Source organism: Pseudomonas sp. PMCC200344, from assembly GCF_030053095.1.
GTDB classification, from domain to species: Bacteria; Pseudomonadota; Gammaproteobacteria; order Pseudomonadales; family Pseudomonadaceae; genus Aquipseudomonas; species Aquipseudomonas svalbardensis.
The window spans coordinates 6418398-6435567 of record NZ_CP125618.1 but is presented as its reverse complement, the minus strand read 5'-3'; the positions used below and the strand labels follow the sequence as shown (position 1 = coordinate 6435567).

Annotated in this window: 14 protein-coding genes; 13 read left to right on the top strand and 1 reads right to left on the bottom strand. The window is 58.3% G+C overall.

Annotated features, from left to right (window positions below; all coding sequences use genetic code 11):
* Positions 1-359: 359 nt before the first annotated feature.
* The 13 genes from copC to QFW87_RS29515 all read left to right on the top strand — a co-directional run bounded on the left by copC (position 360) and on the right by QFW87_RS29515 (position 16453).
* A complete protein-coding gene (gene copC / locus QFW87_RS29575; protein WP_019821291.1) occupies positions 360-743 on the top strand; it encodes a copper homeostasis periplasmic binding protein CopC in 384 nt (127 codons plus the stop codon).
* 3 nt (positions 744-746) lie between these two features.
* The gene (gene copD, locus QFW87_RS29570; protein ID WP_283189504.1) at positions 747-1685 is read left to right on the top strand and encodes a copper homeostasis membrane protein CopD; all 939 of its coding nucleotides are present in this window, start codon (positions 747-749) and stop codon (positions 1683-1685) included.
* Between the two features lie 74 nt (positions 1686-1759).
* Positions 1760-2101 carry a hypothetical protein gene (locus QFW87_RS29565; RefSeq protein WP_283182307.1) on the top strand — a complete coding sequence of 114 codons (342 nt, stop codon included), beginning with the start codon at positions 1760-1762 and terminating at the stop codon, positions 2099-2101.
* 99 nt (positions 2102-2200) lie between these two features.
* Positions 2201-3457, top strand: coding sequence for a TolC family protein (locus QFW87_RS29560; protein WP_283182306.1), 1257 nt, complete (start codon positions 2201-2203; stop codon positions 3455-3457).
* Positions 3454-4938 carry an efflux RND transporter periplasmic adaptor subunit gene (locus tag QFW87_RS29555; protein WP_283189503.1) on the top strand — a complete coding sequence of 495 codons (1485 nt, stop codon included), beginning with the start codon at positions 3454-3456 and terminating at the stop codon, positions 4936-4938. The genes QFW87_RS29560 and QFW87_RS29555 overlap by 4 nt, the downstream gene beginning before the upstream one ends.
* Positions 4935-8093, top strand: coding sequence for an efflux RND transporter permease subunit (locus QFW87_RS29550; RefSeq protein WP_283182304.1), 3159 nt, complete (start codon positions 4935-4937; stop codon positions 8091-8093). Before QFW87_RS29555 ends, QFW87_RS29550 begins: the two co-directional genes overlap by 4 nt.
* Complete coding sequence (locus QFW87_RS29545; protein WP_283189502.1) at positions 8090-8440, top strand: copper-binding protein; 351 nt, start codon at positions 8090-8092, stop codon at positions 8438-8440. The genes QFW87_RS29550 and QFW87_RS29545 overlap by 4 nt, the downstream gene beginning before the upstream one ends.
* Positions 8441-8630: 190 nt before the next feature.
* Positions 8631-8984 carry an antitoxin Xre/MbcA/ParS toxin-binding domain-containing protein gene (locus QFW87_RS29540; RefSeq protein WP_283189501.1) on the top strand — a complete coding sequence of 118 codons (354 nt, stop codon included), beginning with the start codon at positions 8631-8633 and terminating at the stop codon, positions 8982-8984.
* Between the two features lie 372 nt (positions 8985-9356).
* A complete protein-coding gene (locus tag QFW87_RS29535; protein ID WP_283182301.1) occupies positions 9357-10259 on the top strand; it encodes a LysR family transcriptional regulator in 903 nt (300 codons plus the stop codon).
* 130 nt (positions 10260-10389) lie between these two features.
* Positions 10390-11016, top strand: a complete 627-nt coding sequence (locus QFW87_RS29530; protein WP_283189500.1) for a glutathione S-transferase — start codon at positions 10390-10392, stop codon at positions 11014-11016.
* Positions 11017-11079: 63 nt separating this feature from the next.
* On the top strand, positions 11080-13101 hold the full coding sequence (locus tag QFW87_RS29525) for a pyridoxamine 5'-phosphate oxidase family protein (protein WP_283189499.1): 2022 nt from the start codon (positions 11080-11082) through the stop codon (positions 13099-13101).
* 51 nt (positions 13102-13152) lie between these two features.
* A complete protein-coding gene (locus tag QFW87_RS29520) occupies positions 13153-14346 on the top strand; it encodes a DUF3142 domain-containing protein (RefSeq protein WP_283189498.1) in 1194 nt (397 codons plus the stop codon).
* A complete protein-coding gene (locus tag QFW87_RS29515; RefSeq protein ID WP_283189497.1) occupies positions 14333-16453 on the top strand; it encodes a hypothetical protein in 2121 nt (706 codons plus the stop codon). The genes QFW87_RS29520 and QFW87_RS29515 overlap by 14 nt, the downstream gene beginning before the upstream one ends.
* On the opposite strand, the gene QFW87_RS29510 is transcribed toward QFW87_RS29515, so the two are convergent.
* Positions 16454-17083, bottom strand: coding sequence for a LysE family translocator (locus QFW87_RS29510; protein WP_283189496.1), 630 nt, complete (start codon positions 17081-17083; stop codon positions 16454-16456).
* Positions 17084-17170 lie beyond the last annotated feature (87 nt).

Genomic DNA, 17170 nt, shown 5'->3' with positions numbered 1-17170 from the left:
TTTGTGATCAACGGCGATTTCTCAGCCAGCGCTCAGCGTCCACTTTTGTTATTTTTGAATGAGTGAGAACCCTAGTATTGCGGACACGCGGTCTGGTCTTTAAGTCTAGCTACGCCCGCCAATTCGAGGCCAAACACCCGCGTCAAGCTGACTGAAATGTAATCGAACAGTTTGCGTTCGTGTGGCATCGTGTTCTTGCACTGTGACGTTGGGGTCTAGTGAGTTTTTCGTGTTCAACCTGCCCTAGAACACGGAGGCTACTAGCTAATCATCAGTGGTTATAACAAGAATCGAAAAGTAAAAATTAGAAATTCCCAAACAAACCTCGAATCAACAGCTCTTGCTGTGAGGAGTCTTGCATGTCATTCCTTAAAACTACGACCGTAGCTGTTGCACTTACCGCCGGTTTGCTTCTGAGTGCAGTTGCTCAAGCACATCCAAAGCTCCTTTCTTCCACTCCGGCAGAAGGCTCGAATGCGGCGGCCCCTTCGAAAATTGAACTGCACTTTTCTGAGAATCTCACCACTCAGTTTTCCGGTGCAAAACTGATCATGACCGATATGCCTGGCATGCCGAACTCCCCAATGGGTGTTAAGGCCGCCGTCGCTGGTGGCGGTGATCCGAAAACGATGGTGATTACACCGGCAGCACCTTTGACCACCGGTACCTACAAAGTCGAATGGCGTGCTGTCTCCTCGGACACTCACCCGATCACCGGCAACTTCTCATTTAAAGTGAAATGATTTATGAGCGACTCAATAAATATTGTGGTTCGCTTTGCTCTCTATTTCGACCTGATGTTGTTATTCGGATTGGCAATTTTCGGCTTGTACAGCCTCAGGGGAAAGGAAAGAGTATCGGGCACGGTCTTGAATTTTGAGTCGCTTCTTTACGGTACTTCTGTTGCAGGTGTAGCTCTATCCCTTGTCGCCATGTTGTTGCTTGCGAAAGCAATGAGCGGTGTGTCGGAGCTTATGGAGCTACATCACCATATTTTTGAAATGGTCCTCATGGGGACTGACGTCGGGTTGACCTGGATGGTCCGAATAGCTGCCTTGGTGATGGCAATTATTGGCGTCGCACTGAATAAGCGATTTCCGACACCCAGTCTCTGGATCGTCACCGTATGCGGAGCGATTGCGTTGGCGACGTTGGCTTGGACAGGGCACGGTGCCATGGATGAAGGCAGCCGACGCTACTGGCATTTCATCGCCGATATATTCCATCTTTTAGCCGCAGGTGGCTGGTTGGGGGCTCTATTGGCATTCGCTCTACTGCTGCGGTTGAAATCGCTAAAGGGCGAACAAGAAGCTCGAATTCTTGCACGGGTGCTAACTGGTTTTGAATCGGCCGGCGCTGTGATCGTAGTGATCATAAGCATCACAGGCGTAGTGAATTATCTGTTTGTCGTCGGTCCAAATCTCGATGAAGTGATGCTCAGTACGTACGGTGTACTGCTGTTTTTGAAGATCCTGCTCTTTGCCGGGATGATCGTGTTAGCCACGCTGAACCGCTTTCACCTAAGTCCGGTATTGGAGCGGTCAGTTCGAAATGGAGAATACTCTGCCGCGGTCAATGCCTTGCGCCGCAGCATGACACTCGAATTTTTAATGGCAGTCATCATAATTTGTCTTGTCGCATGGTTAGGCACTTTAAGTCCGGAAATGGAAATGAGCGCGGGATAGAGGTTGGTGACAGCCGACTAAGGAGTCTAGAAGGTGAATTGTAAGGGCCATTTCCACCGGCTACACTCCAGCCCATGAAACGCTACCTACGGTTTTGCCTGATTTTCCTGATTAGCCTGGCGCTCCCCCTCAGCGGGATGGCGGGTGTTCAGGCGCCGACTGAGCCCTGCCCCATGAAAACCATGGGCATGGCGATGATGGACGGCATGGGTCAAGACTGCTGCCATGACATGGAAAGTCCCACCGAGCACGGCAAACCCTGTAAGTCAGGCCAGGAGTGCAAGACTGGTGGCATGCTGCAAGTCTCGATCATCAAGCCTCCTATCACCTTATCCAGCCCCCTCATACTGTCCTTCTCCCTAGATTCGCATCCAGTACAAACCCCATCAGGGGTATGGCGACCGCCCCGCACTTGATTCCTGTACCACACTGAGCCTCATTCCGCGTTAGCGGGATGGCATATCTGCGTGCATGTCTTATGACGCGCGCAGTGGATCATTACAGGAATCGTGAACATGAACTCCAAGTGCTATTGCACAGGGTGGTCCCTCGTGGCCGGCCTGGCGGCAAGCGTACTAGCATTGCCGAGTCTCGCTGCTGCATTGACACTCGATGAAGCTTTGCAGCTGGCTGAAAACAATGCGCCGTCGCTGACTGCACAAGACGCGAAAATTCAGGCCGCCAGTAGTGCGGCCATCCCCGCTGGTGAACTACCCGATCCCAAGTTGCTGCTAGGCGTACAGAACTACCCCATTGGGGGGCCGGATCGCTGGAGCATCGACCAGGACTTCATGACTATGCGAATGGTCGGAGTCAGTCAGGAGATGCCCAACAGCGCCAAGCGCAAAGCCCGAATCGAGGTCGCTGATGCGGCCATTGACCGCGCCGCCGCTGAGCGCCGGGTCGAACGTCTAAAGGTTCGTCAGGCCACGGCGTTGGCCTGGATCAACAGCTACTCCGTTGAGCGTAAAGATGCGCTGTTCCAGGACTTCTACAAAGAAAACCGTCTGCTGGCCGATACCGTCCGTGCACAAATTGCCGGCGGCCGCGCTCAACCTGCTGATGCAGTAACGCCCAAACAGGAAGCGGCACAACTGGAAGAGCAGCAGGACGATCTGATTCGCCAGAGAGCGCAGGCCCGAGCGGCTCTGAAGCGCTGGATTGGCCCGGCCGCCAACGACAAACCTGTGGGCAGCTTGCCTGAATGGCCTGTCGAAGCCTCTGGCTACTCTCATAAGCTGCAACATCACCCAGAATTGGCAGCGTTTGCGCCAATGACCCGCGAAGCGCAAGCCAAGGTCCGTGAAGCCGAAGCGGAAAAACAGTCGGATTGGAGCTGGGAAGTCGACTATCAGAATCGCGGCCGACAGTTCGGCGACATGGTCAGCGTGCAATTTTCATGGGATCTACCGCTGTTTCCTGACTCTCGGCAAAACCCAAAAATTGCGGCCAAGCACGCTGAACTCAACCAGCTTGAGGCTGAGCGTGAAGCCCTTTCACGCGAGCACACCCAGCAACTGGAGGACGAGCTGGCCGACTATGAACGCTTGAATCGTGCCGTACATCGAACCCAGGACAGTCTGTTGCCCTTGGCCAAGGAAAAGGTCGAGCTCAGTATGGCCAGCTACCGCGCCGGCAAAGGCGATTTGAGCTCCGTCGTGGCCGCTCGGCGCGAGCTCATCGAAGCCCGCCTCAAACAGATCGACGTGGAAGAGCAGCGAGCGCTGACCAGTGCGCGTCTGCATTTCGCTTACGGGGAGTCCAGCCAATGAACCTTAAAAAGTGGAACGGGGCATTGTTGGTAGGCCTCTCGCTGGTATTGGGTGTCGCCGGTGGTTACTGGTTCGCTCTGCAGGGAATGAGCGAAGTACCTGGTGCAGCCCCGGAGCAGAGCCTCCCCTCTCTGGACGAACGCAAAGTGCTGTATTGGTACGACCCTATGTCCCCGCAGCAAAAGTTCGATAAGCCGGGTAAGTCGCCCTACATGGACATGCAGTTGGTCCCTCAGTACGCCGACATCAAAGGGGACAGCGCAGCCGTTCGCATTGATCCAAGCCTGACTCAGAATCTCGGTGTGCGACTGGCTACCGTCAGTCGAGGTGTGTTTGCTTCGAGTCTGGACGTGGTCGGTGTGTTGACCTTCAACGAGCGGGACGTCGCCGTAATCCAAGCCCGTACGGCGGGTTTCGTCGAGCGCGTGTATGCCCGTGCTCCTGGCGACGTGATCAAAGCCAATGCCGCCTTGGCGGATATTCTTGTACCTGAGTGGGCTGCCGCTCAGGAAGAGTTCCTCGCACTCAGGCGCAGTGGCGATGCGGGCTTGCTGGCAGCGGCTCGCCAGCGCTTGCGGCTCACCGGGATGCCGGCGGCATCAATTGCTCAAGTAGAGCGCAGTGGCAAAGTCCAACCAAACCTGACCCTCACCAGCCCTATTAGTGGTGTGCTGCAAGAGCTCAATGTGCGCGAGGGTATGACGGTGGCCGCCGGCGAGACACTGGCACGCGTTAATGGTTTGAGTAGCGTCTGGCTGGCCCTGGCCGTTCCGGAGACTGAATCTGGATCGATCCTCATGGGGCAAGCGGCAGAGGCGCGTTTACCCGCGTTCCCTGGGGTTGTGCTCAAGGGCGTAGTCAGCGCGATTCTTCCGGAAACCAATCCGGATAGCCGCACACTTCGCGTCCGCGTCGAGTTGCCCAACCCAGAAGGCCGACTCAGGCCGGGTATGACCGCACGAGTGAGCCTCAATCGTTCAACGGAGGAAAACGTGTTGTGGGTGCCGAGCGAGGCCGTCATTCGCACCGGTCGACGTGCCCTGGTGATGCTCGCTGAAGACGCTGGCCGCTATCGTCCTGTTGAAGTGTTGATCGGGCAAGAAAACGATGGCAAGACGGCGATATTGAAAGGTCTGGAAGAGGGCCAGAAGGTGGTTACCTCTGGCCAGTTCCTGCTCGACTCGGAGGCCAGTCTTAAGGGCATCGTTGCAAGCTTAGAGGAACAGTCACCCACCAACGCAGCAGCCTCCAGTTTTCATGAGGCGGATGGGCAGATCGTTGAGATCAACGACAAAGAAGTCACACTCGCCCATGGCCCCTTCAAAACGCTGGGCATGCCTGGCATGACGATGACTTTCCCGCTCGCCAATCCGGCTCTGATGCAGGGCCTCAAAACGGGCGACAAGGTCCGGATTGCAGTGAGCCAGACCGACGATGGCTTGCGTGTCGAGCGCCTGGCCAAATCGGGGGGCCAGCCATGATTGCTGCCCTGATTCGTTGGTCGGTGGCCAACCGATTCCTGGTGCTACTGGCGACACTGTTCGTCACGGTTTGGGGCATCTGGTCGGTGCAGAGCACGCCCATCGATGCGCTACCTGATCTCTCCGATGTTCAGGTGATCATCCGCACCCCGTATCCGGGACAGGCACCGCAGATCGTCGAGAACCAAGTGACCTATCCATTGGCGACCACCATGCTTTCGGTGCCTGGCGCCAAGACCGTGCGCGGCTACTCCTTCTTTGGTGACAGCTTCGTTTACGTGCTGTTCGAAGACGGCACTGACTTGTATTGGGCTCGCTCGCGGGTGTTGGAGTACCTGAGCCAAATACAAAGTCGCTTGCCGGCCAGCGCCAAACCAGCGTTGGGGCCGGATGCGACAGGCGTTGGCTGGATTTTCCAATATGCGCTGGTAGATCGCAGTGGCGGACACGATCTGGCGCAACTTCGTGCACTTCAGGACTGGTTCCTCAAGTTCGAACTCAAGACTCTGCCCAACGTTGCCGAGGTGGCTACGGTGGGAGGGATGGTCAAGCAGTACCAAGTGCAGCTTGATCCGCTCAAATTGGCCAGCCTCGGTATCACCCAGGCCGAGGTGACGGAAGCGATCGGCAAGGCTAATCAGGAAACCGGTGGCGCCGTCCTGGAGATGGCAGAGACCGAGTTCATTGTGCGGGCCTCCGGCTACTTGAAGACGCTCAATGACTTTCGGGCGATCCCACTCAAGCTGGGTTCGGGCGGTGTGCCGGTGACCCTTGGCGATGTTGCCGCGATCCAGTTGGGTCCGGAAATGCGGCGTGGCATCACCGAACTCGACGGCGAAGGCGAGACTGTTGGCGGCGTGGTAATTCTGCGCAGCGGCAAGAACGCTCGCGAAACCATTGCGGCGGTCAAGACCAAACTCGACGAGTTGAAAAGCAGCTTGCCGGCGGGGGTGGAAATCGTCACCACCTACGACCGCAGCAAACTAATCGACCGCGCGGTGGAAAATCTCAGCCACAAACTGCTCGAAGAGTTCATCGTCGTCGCGTTGGTGTGCGGCATCTTCCTCTGGCACCTGCGTTCATCTCTGGTGGCAATCATCTCCCTGCCGGTGGGGGTGCTGATCGCCTTCATCGTGATGCGCTATCAAGGGATCAACGCCAACATCATGTCCCTGGGCGGAATTGCCATCGCCATCGGTGCCATGGTCGACGCTGCCGTGGTGATGATTGAAAACGCGCACAAGAAGGTTGAGGCCTGGCACGTGGCCAATCCTGGGGAGGAACTGAAAGGTGAACGTCATTGGCACGTGATGACTGAAGCGGCAGCGGAGGTAGGACCAGCACTGTTCTTCTGTTTGTTGATCATTACCCTATCGTTCATTCCGGTGTTCACCCTGCAAGCGCAAGAGGGCCGGCTATTCGGCCCGCTGGCTTTCACCAAGACCTACGCCATGGCCGCAGCGGCGGGATTGTCAGTGACCTTGGTGCCGGTGTTGATGGGCTACTGGATTCGGGGACGAATTCCCAGTGAACAACAGAACCCGTTGAACCGCTGGCTGATCCGGATCTACCAGCCGGCTCTGGATGCAGTCTTGCGACGACCGAAGATCACGCTGCTGGTCGCGTTGCTGGTTTTTATCAGCGCACTATGGCCAATGTCGCGCTTGGGTGGCGAGTTTCTTCCGCCTTTGGACGAGGGCGACCTGCTCTATATGCCCTCGGCTCTGCCGGGATTGTCGGCGCAGAAAGCGGCGCAACTGCTGCAACAGACCGACCGCCTGATCAAGACCGTGCCGGAGGTCGAACATGTCTTTGGTAAAGCCGGTCGTGCTGAAACTGCCACCGACCCGGCGCCGTTGGAGATGTTCGAAACCACGATCCAGTTCAAGCCACAGGAGCAATGGCGCCCAGGCATGACTCAGGAAAAACTGGTGGAAGAGCTGGATCGAGTGGTGCGAGTTCCTGGGCTGACCAATATCTGGATACCACCGATTCGCAACCGAATCGACATGCTGGCTACGGGGATCAAGAGTCCTATTGGGGTGAAAGTTGCTGGCACCAACCTGACGGAGATTGATGCCGCGACTCAGGCGGTCGAGCGAGTGGCCAAGGGCGTACCCGGTGTCAGTTCGGCTCTGGCCGAGCGACTGACCGGTGGCCGCTATATCGACGTGGATATCGACCGCAAAGCCGCCGCCCGATATGGACTGAATATCGCCGATGTGCAATCCATCGTGGCCGGTGCTATCGGCGGTGAGAACGTCGGGGAGACCATTGAAGGGCTCGCACGTTTCCCGATCAACGTACGTTACCCTCGGGAGTGGCGTGACTCGCTCGGCGCCCTGGAGCAATTGCCGATCTACACCCCGCTAGGGAGCCAGATCACCCTCGGCACTGTGGCGAAGGTCAAGGTCAGTGACGGTCCGCCGATGCTCAAGAGCGAGAACGCACGGCCCTCTGGCTGGGTGTACATCGATGTGCGTGGTCGGGACATTGCTTCCGTGGTCGCCGATCTACGCCGGGTAGTCAACGAGCAGGTCAAATTGCAGCCCGGCATGAGTCTGAGCTACTCAGGACAGTTCGAATTTCTCGAAAGGGCCAACGCACGACTCAAACTGGTGGTACCTGCCACTCTGTTGATCATCTTCGTGTTGCTCTATCTGACTTTCGCCCGCTTCGATGAGGCCCTGCTGATCATGGCCACTCTGCCATTCGCGCTGACTGGCGGGGCATGGTTCCTCTACCTGTTGGGGTTCAACCTGTCGGTCGCCACCGGTGTCGGCTTTATCGCACTGGCCGGGGTTTCTGCCGAGTTCGGCGTGATCATGCTGCTTTACCTGAAGAACGCCTGGACCGAACGTGAAGACCTCGGCGACAACACCGAGCATGGGCTGGTGGCGGCGATTCGTGAAGGCGCGGTGCAGCGCGTGCGACCCAAGGCGATGACCGTGGCGGTCATCATTGCTGGCCTGTTACCTATCCTGTTGGGTAGTGGTACCGGCAGCGAAGTAATGAGCCGCATCGCTGCGCCCATGGTCGGCGGCATGGTCACGGCACCCTTACTTTCTCTGTTTGTCATTCCGGCAGCCTATCGCCTGATGCGTCGCCGGCACCTCCAGGTTGTATCCACCAATCCTCAAGGAAAAGTTGTATGAAACTGACCCTGATTGCAGTTGCAAGCACCGTATTTGCGCTGTCTCTTTCTGTCCTGGCAGAGGACATGCCGGGCATGAAAATGGACGGTATGGAGGGCATGCAGATGAAGCAGGAAACAAAGCAGGCTCCAGTCGCCAACGCCGACGGAACGATCAAGTCTATCGATACTACGAAGCATACGGTGACCATCGCTCACGGCGCTGTTCCAGCTGTGCAATGGCCGCCAATGACCATGGCTTTTTCCGTTACGGAAGATCAACTGACAGGGCTGTCGATCGGAGACCGCGTATCGTTTTCCTTTCGGCTAGAGGGCGGCAAAGCCACTATTGTGTCTATTAAAAAGTGAAACAGCAGTAGTGAAGTTGGCCGGCACGCTTTGTCGTGCCGGCCATTATCACTAAATCCGCAGGTCAGAAAAAACGGTACACCTGTGATGTACTTGACTGGCTGCTTAGCCGACTACGGCCTTTCGTCTACAGCGGTTTTGAGTCGCTAGCAGTCGAGGTTCGGACTAGGTTGGATGGTGATTCCATCCAATGGAAAGTCACCAACTCGCGTTACTCTCGGCCAGCATGATCATGTCGCTTTGCGGCGATGGAACCATAAGTCCGGAAGAACGCGACAGAATCATTCCACTCAAAACGCTCAAAATAAAACTGGTCAGCAATCAGCTCTTAACGGGGGATGAGAGCGATCGACTGTTCCGCTTTGCACACATTACCGCCATGGCCGAGGTGATCTTCGGGGAAGCAGGGAAGGCCAAACAATGGCTTTCCAAACCCAAATCCCGTTTTTCGGGCAAAAGTCCAACTGCAATGCTGACTTCAACCCACGGCACACATCGGGTCGAAGAAATGCTGATTCAGGTAGCTGAGGGCATGTCATTTTGATCCAACTGCAGCTAAGTAGAACCATCACAAGCGGGTACGCGACCGCAACTATTCATTCAGCTAGCGTGCTCCGTTAAGCCGCTTACCCCCTGAATTCAATGAGCCGCTGGTGTCAAAATATTATGTTCGGCACCAGTCTCGACTTTAAATTGGCTCCTGCGGGTAGTGTCAATCTATGTTGTTATAAACTCATCCCGTCATTCGAATATCACCATGGGTTGTGTCAAGTTATGTGTCATCTGGGGAGCGCTGAAGGCCCTATAAATGACTGATTTTATTGATGTTCGTGTGTCAAGCTATGTTGTTGGGCACCAACATTAAAAATCGCAGCCAACGGTTGCGATTTTTTTTATCTGAATTGAGGACACGCCCATGGACCGATTCCAGGAAATGCAGGTCTTCGCTGCCGTCGCCCAAGACCAAGGCTTCTCGGCGGCGGCGCGGCGTTTGGGCCTGTCGGCCGCCAGCGTCACCCGCGCAGTGGCGGCGCTGGAGAAACGCATCGGTACGTTGCTGCTGACGCGCACTACCCGCAGTGTGCATTTGAGCGAGGCGGGTCAGCGTTACCTGGAAGACTGTCGGAGGATTCTCGCCGAGGTGCAGGAAGCCGAGGACTCGGCGGCGGGCAGCCACACCCAACCGCGTGGGCAATTGACGATTACTGCGCCGGTGTTGTTTGGTGAGCTGTTTGTCACGCCAGTGATGGTGAATTATCTGACGCAATTTCCAGAAGTCAGCATCAATGGGTTGCTGGTCGATCGAGTGGTCAGCATGGTCGAGGAGGGCATCGATGTCGCCGTGCGGATCGGTGAGTTGCCCGACAGTAATCAGCACGCGATTCGCGTGGGTGAGGTTCGGCGTGTGGTATGCGGCTCGCCGGAATTCCTGACGGCCCATGGTCGACCTCGACATCCTCAGGATCTGGCTCAGGCGCCGGTTATTGCGACGTCCTCTATCGGTCAGTCGAGAACCTGGCCGTTCCTCGAAGGGGGCGAGCCGCTGAGTGTTCGACCAGCGCCGCGCCTGGTGGTGACGGCCAATCAGGCGGCCATTACGGCGGCATGCCTGGGTTTGGGACTGACCCGGGTTCTGTCTTATCAGGTCGCGAGCAAAGTCGCCTCCGGTGAGCTGGAAATCGTTCTGGCTGACTTCGAACTGCCGCCCTTGCCTATCCATGTGGTCTATCAGGGGGGGCGCAAGGCCCCTGCGCGGATCCGCAGTTTTGTGGATTTTGCGGCGAGCGCGCTACGTGATCACCCGTCCTTGCAGGCGTGAGGGTTATTTCGCTGGGTGAAATAATGGATTGCGTTGGCTGGTTATTCTGTTGTTTTGGTTGCGGGTGGAAGATAGCTCCCCATCGGTGCTGAACACTGTCCAACAGCGCCACCACCCAGCGGAGTCGACCATGCAAGCCATCAAACTCTACAACTTCCCTCGTTCCGGCCACGCTCACCGTGTAGAGCTGATGCTGTCTCTGCTGCAACTACCGACCGAGCTGATCTTTGTCGATCTTGTCAAGGGCGCGCACAAACAGCCGGATTTCCTCGCGCTCAATGCGTTTGGTCAGGTTCCGGTCCTTGATGATCAAGGTGTGGTGTTGTCTGACTCCAATGCGATCCTGGTCTACCTGGCACAGAAATATGGCAATGGCCGCTGGCTGCCAACCGATCCGGTCGGCGCGGCGAAGGTTCAGCGCTGGCTGTCGATTGCCGCGGGGCCGATTGCCTTTGGCCCCGCCAGAGCGAGGTTGATCACGGTGTTTGGTGCGGCTTACAACGCTGAAGAGGTGATCGCTTACTCCCACACCGTTCTCAAAGTGATCGATCAGGAACTGGCCGCAACGCCGTATCTGGCTGGCGCCGAGCCAACCATTGCTGACGTTTCGGCCTACAGCTACATCGCCCATGCGCCGGAAGGCAACGTGTCCCTGGAGGACTACGCCAACATCCGGGCCTGGCTGGCGCGGGTCGAAGCCTTGCCAGGGTTTGTCGGCATGCCGCGCACCGTCGTCGGCCTGCAAAAAACTGCCTGATGCTTGCGGCCCGACACTGCCGGGTCGTTCACACTGCGCCGATGGCGCAGGGGAGAAGTCGTTGTGGACCGTTCACCCTGGCACGCCGGCGAGAAAAAATTGCAGGCTCATGTGGGCATTGCGGAACGAATGGAGGTGCTCGGTCGTAAGGTGATTCGCAGCGAAATGCCGGATCAGCACCGCACGTTCTATGAGCAACTGCCGTTCATGCTGTACGGCGCGGTGGATGCCGACGGTAATCCCTGGGCCAGTATTCTTGAAGGGCCACCGGGTTTCGCTCACTCGCCCGAGCCGGGTGCGCTGCAATTTAGCAGCCTGCCGGGCGCTGATGATCCGGCGCAATTGACGGAGGGCGCAGCGATCGGCCTGCTGGGGATCGAACTGCACACCCGCCGCCGCAACCGCCTCAACGGCCGAGTCGGCGCGATGACGGCAAGCGGCTTCGATGTGACGGTTGAGCAGTCCTTCGGCAATTGCCCGCAATACATTCAATTGCGGCAGTTTCGGTTGGCGGATCCGTCGACGCGCATCGCGCAACACCTCAACGGGCTGGATGAAGCGGCCAAAACCCTGATCGCGGGAGCCGATACGTTCTTTGTCGCCAGTTACGTGGACGTCGATGGCCAACGTTCGGTGGACGTTTCTCACCGCGGCGGCCAGGCTGGTTTCGTACAAGTAGAAGGCAATCGCCTGACCATTCCGGATTTCGCCGGCAACCTGTTTTTCAACACCTTGGGCAACCTACTGCTCAATCCCCGGGCCGGTTTGCTGTTTATTGATTTCAATTCGGGAGACCTGCTGCACCTCAGTGGCCGCACCGAAGTCATTCTTGAAGGCCCACAGGTCGAGGCGTTTCAAGGAGCCGAGCGCTTGTGGACAGTCGGGGTGGAAAGCGTGGTGCGGCGGCCCGCCGCGCTTGCTCTGCGGTGGCGTTTCGACGGCGTGTCACCCACCAGTTTGCTGACCGGCACTTGGGAGCAGGCCAACGCCCGTCTGCAAGCCCAGGCTTTGGGCGATCGTTGGCGGCCGCTGCGGGTGGCGCGCATCAAAGAGGAAAGCCACAACATCCGCTCGATCTATCTGGAGCCTGCCGATGGCGCGGGGTTGCCAGTGTTTCAGGCCGGGCAGCATTTGCCGCTGCGCTTCAATATTGCCGGCGAGGTGCATATCCGCACTTACAGCCTGTCGAGTGCGCCGTCCGATGATTTTTTCCGCATCAGCGTGAAGCGTGAAGGCTTGGTGTCTTCGCACCTGCATGAACAGGTGCGCGTCGGTGATCTGTTGGAGGCCCGTGCGCCTCAAGGGCATTTCACGGTGGCACCTAATGAACGTCGGCCGTTGGTGCTTCTGGCTGCCGGTGTCGGCATCACGCCGCTGCTGTCGATGCTGCGCGAAGTGGTTTATCAAGGCCTGCGTACCCGCCGCATCCGGCCGACCTGGTTTTTCCAGAGTTCGCGCACGTTGGCCGATCAAGTGTTTCGTCCTGAGCTGGATCGCTTGCTCGACGGTGCGGGTGACGCGGTAAGGGTGCTACGTCTGGTGAGTCAACCGGAAGCCGGGGCCTTGGAGGGTGAGGATTTCGACCTGACAGGACGAATCGATACCGCGCTGCTCAAGACCCTCCTTGAAGTGGAGGACTACGATCAGCTCGATTTTGTCCTCTGCGGTCCGGGCAGTTTTACCCAGGGACTGTACGACGGCCTGCGGGAACTGGACATCCGTGATGCAAGGATTCACGCCGAAACCTTCGGCCCCTCGACCTTGCGCCGGGTGCCGGACCCCGACGCGGTGGTCATCGAGCAACCGCCCGCGGCTACGACCTCGGTGCCGGTGGTGTTTCAGCGCTCGGCTAAGGAGGCTCGCTGGCAACCGGACGGCGGCAGTTTGCTGGAGTTGGCGGAAAGCCGAGGGTTGCGCCCGGAATTCAGTTGTCGCGGCGGTTCCTGCGGGACCTGCAAGACTCGCCTGATCAGTGGCCAGGTGAGTTATCCACAGCCACCAGCCGAGGTGCCGGATGACGGACAAGTGCTGATTTGTTGTGCGATTCCGGCGCAGGGGTCGCAGCCTTTGGTTCTTGACCTGTAGCATCTGCCGAACGCAGCTTCTGGCCGCTGCGACAAAGGATCTGATTCGGTTATGTATTTTTTCGCTCGTCTGTCGGCGTTGATTGTTGCCGTGGCATTACTCAACGGTTGTGAACGACAGGACGCGCCAGCGCTCGATCAGCAACTCTACGTCTGGCAACGGCAATGGACACCAGCCCACGAAGCGGCGCTGAGGGACAGCCGCGCTGACTTTTCCACCCTGCGGGTGCTGGCCTTGCAGGCATTCCCGGAGGCGGGTTGGAGCCGGGCGCGGATTGATCCGGCGCTGCTCAAGCGTGATGGTCGGCCGCTGATCGCGGTGATTCGTCTCGATGGCCAGCTCAAGTCGCTGGATCGGGACGCAGTCACCGCGCAGATCCAGCAGGTGCTCGGCGATTGGCAAGGGCAGGGCCTGAAGCTCTCCGGTGTGGAAATCGACCACGACGCCGGTAATGCTCGGCTACCGGCCTACCGCGAATTTCTTACGCAACTGCGCGCAGTTCTGCCGGCCACTATTGCGCTGAGCATCACCGCATTGCCGGCCTGGCTCGACAGTCCCGAATTACCGGCGTTGTTATCCACAGTCGATAGCAGCGTGTTGCAGGTGCACGCGGTGAGCGATCCGCGTCTTGGTTTGTTCGACCCGGATCAGGCCCGACAATGGACCAAGGCCTGGAGCCGCATTACTTCGAAACCTTTCTATCTGGCGCTGCCGGCCTATGGTGTGGCGTTGTTGCCGGGCGGCGGTGCGCCGGTAGTGGAAAGCGAAGTGCCGATCGAACGGGGCGGCAAACGCCGAGAATTGCTCGCCGATCCGCAGCAACTGAGCCGGCTTGGGACCGAGTTGCGCAACGATCCACCGGCGCATCTGGCGGGCCTGATCTGGTTCCGTTTGCCGCTGGCCAGCGACCGCCGAGCCTGGAGTCTGACGACCCTGATCGCCGTGGCGCGTGGCGATGCACTCGATAGTCGACTGGCGCTGAAACTCTCAGTGCAGAACGACCTCTATGACATCAGCCTCAGCAATCAGGGCAACCTCGACAGCGCCTGGCCCGAACGCCTGACACTTGCGGTGCAGGGCTGTGACGGTGCCGATGCGCTGGCCGGTTATGCGTTGCAACAGCGTCCGGATCTGCTTACTTTCACCCGCCTGCGCGACGGTCGAATACCGGCCGGTGAGCAGCGCGCCATTGGTTGGGCTCGTTGCGCACATATTGATCAAGGAGGTTCGAATGTTGACCCGTAACTGGCCCCGCCATCTGCTTTGCCTGAGCCTCAGCCTGCCGCTGGGTTCGGCGCTGGCCTGTGGGCCGGATTTCCCGATGCGTCTGCTCGACAACCGCGGCCAGTCGCTAGCGGAACTGCCGGAAGGTAACTTCAGATTTGAAATCAGTCGCCTCGGGCATGCGGTCGCCGGGCTGAAGAACGTCACCGAAACCGCCTATAGCATGGATGCGCCCGACTACGCAGAACAGCGGGATAAGGCTGAGCAATCCGGTTTGACGTCTGAGCAGCAGGGGCTGGTGAAACAGTTACGCAGCCTGACTGATGCGCATGAGGTCGAGATTCAGGGCGCGAGCCTGCCGGCTGAACTCGAGCTTTATCTGGCCGGCGCTGTGGCATTCAATGCCGGTGATCATGGACTGGCAGCCGAGTACTTCCAGAAGGTGCTGGCATTGCCGACGGATCAACGGGCGTTGCGCAGCACTTGGGCGGCTTACTCGTTAGGTCGGGCGCTGTTTGCCATGAGCGCGGAAGCGGACGCTGGTCCTGACCTGCTGGCTCAATCTCGAAAGGCTTTCGAGCAGACCCGTCAGCTGAGCATCGACGGTTTTAGCGATCCACTGGAACTGGGTGTCGCCAGTCTTGGCGAAGAGGCCCGCGTCGCCCGCACTGCCGGCGACTGGAACCGCGCCATCGAACTCTACGCCACGCAAAATCTTCAGGGTTCGGCGGTGGGTTACACCTCGCTGAAACTGTTGGTGGCCGACCTCGCGGCGATGCCTGACGATCAACTGGCCGTATTGCTCAACGGCAAACCGGTACAGCAACTGGTGACGGCCTCGTTGATCAGCCGACTGGGCTGGTCATTCGGCGATCAACCGCCGAACGAATTGAAACTGATCAAACTGCTGCAAAACAGCACCCGCGGTAGCCTCGATAACGCTGATCGGCTGGCGGCGGTGAATTATCAACAGGGTGATTACGCCAGCGCCAAGGCGTTCCTCGAACACGCCGGTGATGGCGGACTGGCGTGGTGGCTGCGGGCCAAACTGGCCGTGCGCGATGGTGATAAAAACGCGGCTGCTGCAGCGTATGCCAAGGCTGCCCAGGCATTCCCGCAGAACGAGTCGTGGGGCGAGCGGCGCACGCCGGACTGGGACTTCGAAACGCTTCAGCCCAAATGCCGGGTCGAGGGTGAAAGCGCGATCCTGGCATTGCAACGCGGGGATTATCTGCAAGCGTTCGATCAGCTTTATCGCAGTAAAGATATCTACTGGTTCGACGCCGCCACGGTCGCCGAGCGGGTGTTGACCGTCGATGAACTCAAGCAATACGTCGACACTCAAGTACCGGCACCGCCACCTTTGACTCAGCAGGATCTGGATAACTACGTGCAGTTACCGGTGGCGGCGAAACTGCGCAATGTGCTCGGGCGGCGCTTGCTGCGCGAAGAGCGGTACGACGAAGCGCCAGCCTATTTCGATAACGCCGACTTGCAGGCCAAGGCCAAGTGGTATGGGCAGTTGCGCCACGACGCTGAATCAAAATGGTGGCCGACCAAACGAGCATTTGCTTATTACCATGCCGCGACACTGGCCCGTTTCGATGGAATGGAGCTGTTGGGTTACGAGATGTCCCCGGATTACGCGACCTTCGGTGGCAACTACAGCTTCGAAAGCAGCGAACTCAAGGTCGGTTCATTGGTGGCTGAAGGTGAAGTCAAACGTCAACAAGCAAGCGCAGCCCAACCCGATCAGCGCTACCACTACCGTTTTGTCGCCACCGCATTAGCCAGTCGCGCAGCGGACAATTTGCCGCATACCAGTGCGGCCTTTGCGGCAGTGCTGTGTTCGGCGGCGGGTTGGAACACCAGCCTGGAAGAAGAAAGCGCCTTCTACCAACGCTATGTCAAAGATGGACCGTACGTGGATTGGGCGGTGAACTTCGGTCGCCAATGTCCTTACCCGGATTTCCCGAACGCGGACAAACGTTACGTAACCCAGGCATTGGACCCTGTTCGCTCGGCCTTGCGACCTTACAAAAAATGGCTGCAAGTGGGCGGCGTCGTGGTGTTTACAGCGATAGCGCTGGTGCTGATCAATCGCCGCAAGCGCAAGGCGCTGACGTAATCATGCCTGTTGCACAAAGGTCAGCCGCACGGCGAAGCCGATCAACAGGCTGCCAAACAGCCATTGCTGCAGGCGCTGGGCCGAAGGACTGCGTTGCAGCCAACGACCAAGCGCTGCGCCGGTCAGTGCGTAAGCACTGTCGAATAACAACCCAATGCCAACCAATACCACGCCCAGGGTCGCAAATTGTGGGAGCACTGGCCCGGCGTGTGGATCGATGAACTGCGGCAGCAGCACCGAGCAGAACAGCAATGCCTTGGGGTTGAGCAGGTTGGTCAGCAATCCGCGCTGGATCGCTGCGCGCCAGCGAGGTTTCTCGGTGGTGGCGTCTGTTCCGTTCAAGTTCGGCAGCATTGTGGTTCGCAGGCATTGAATGCCGATCCATAGCAGATACGCGGCCCCGGCCAGGCGTACCACGTCGAACGTCCAGGGCGCAGCCTTGAACAGCGCCGCCAACCCCAACGCTGCCAACGCTACATGGCAACCCCGGGCAAAACCCAAACCCACCGCAGTGGCCAGCGCCGCACCTTTCCCCTGACGAGCACCGGTCTGCAACAACAGGATCATGTCCGGGCCCGGCAACAGATAGACCACCGCCAGCGCCATGAAAAACACCCAGAGTCCTGCCACGTTGCACCCCATTCGTTGTCGATTCGGTCCGGTCAGTCTAGGACTGAAGGGCAGGGCAGGTGGTTGCGTAGTTCGCTTCTAAAACAC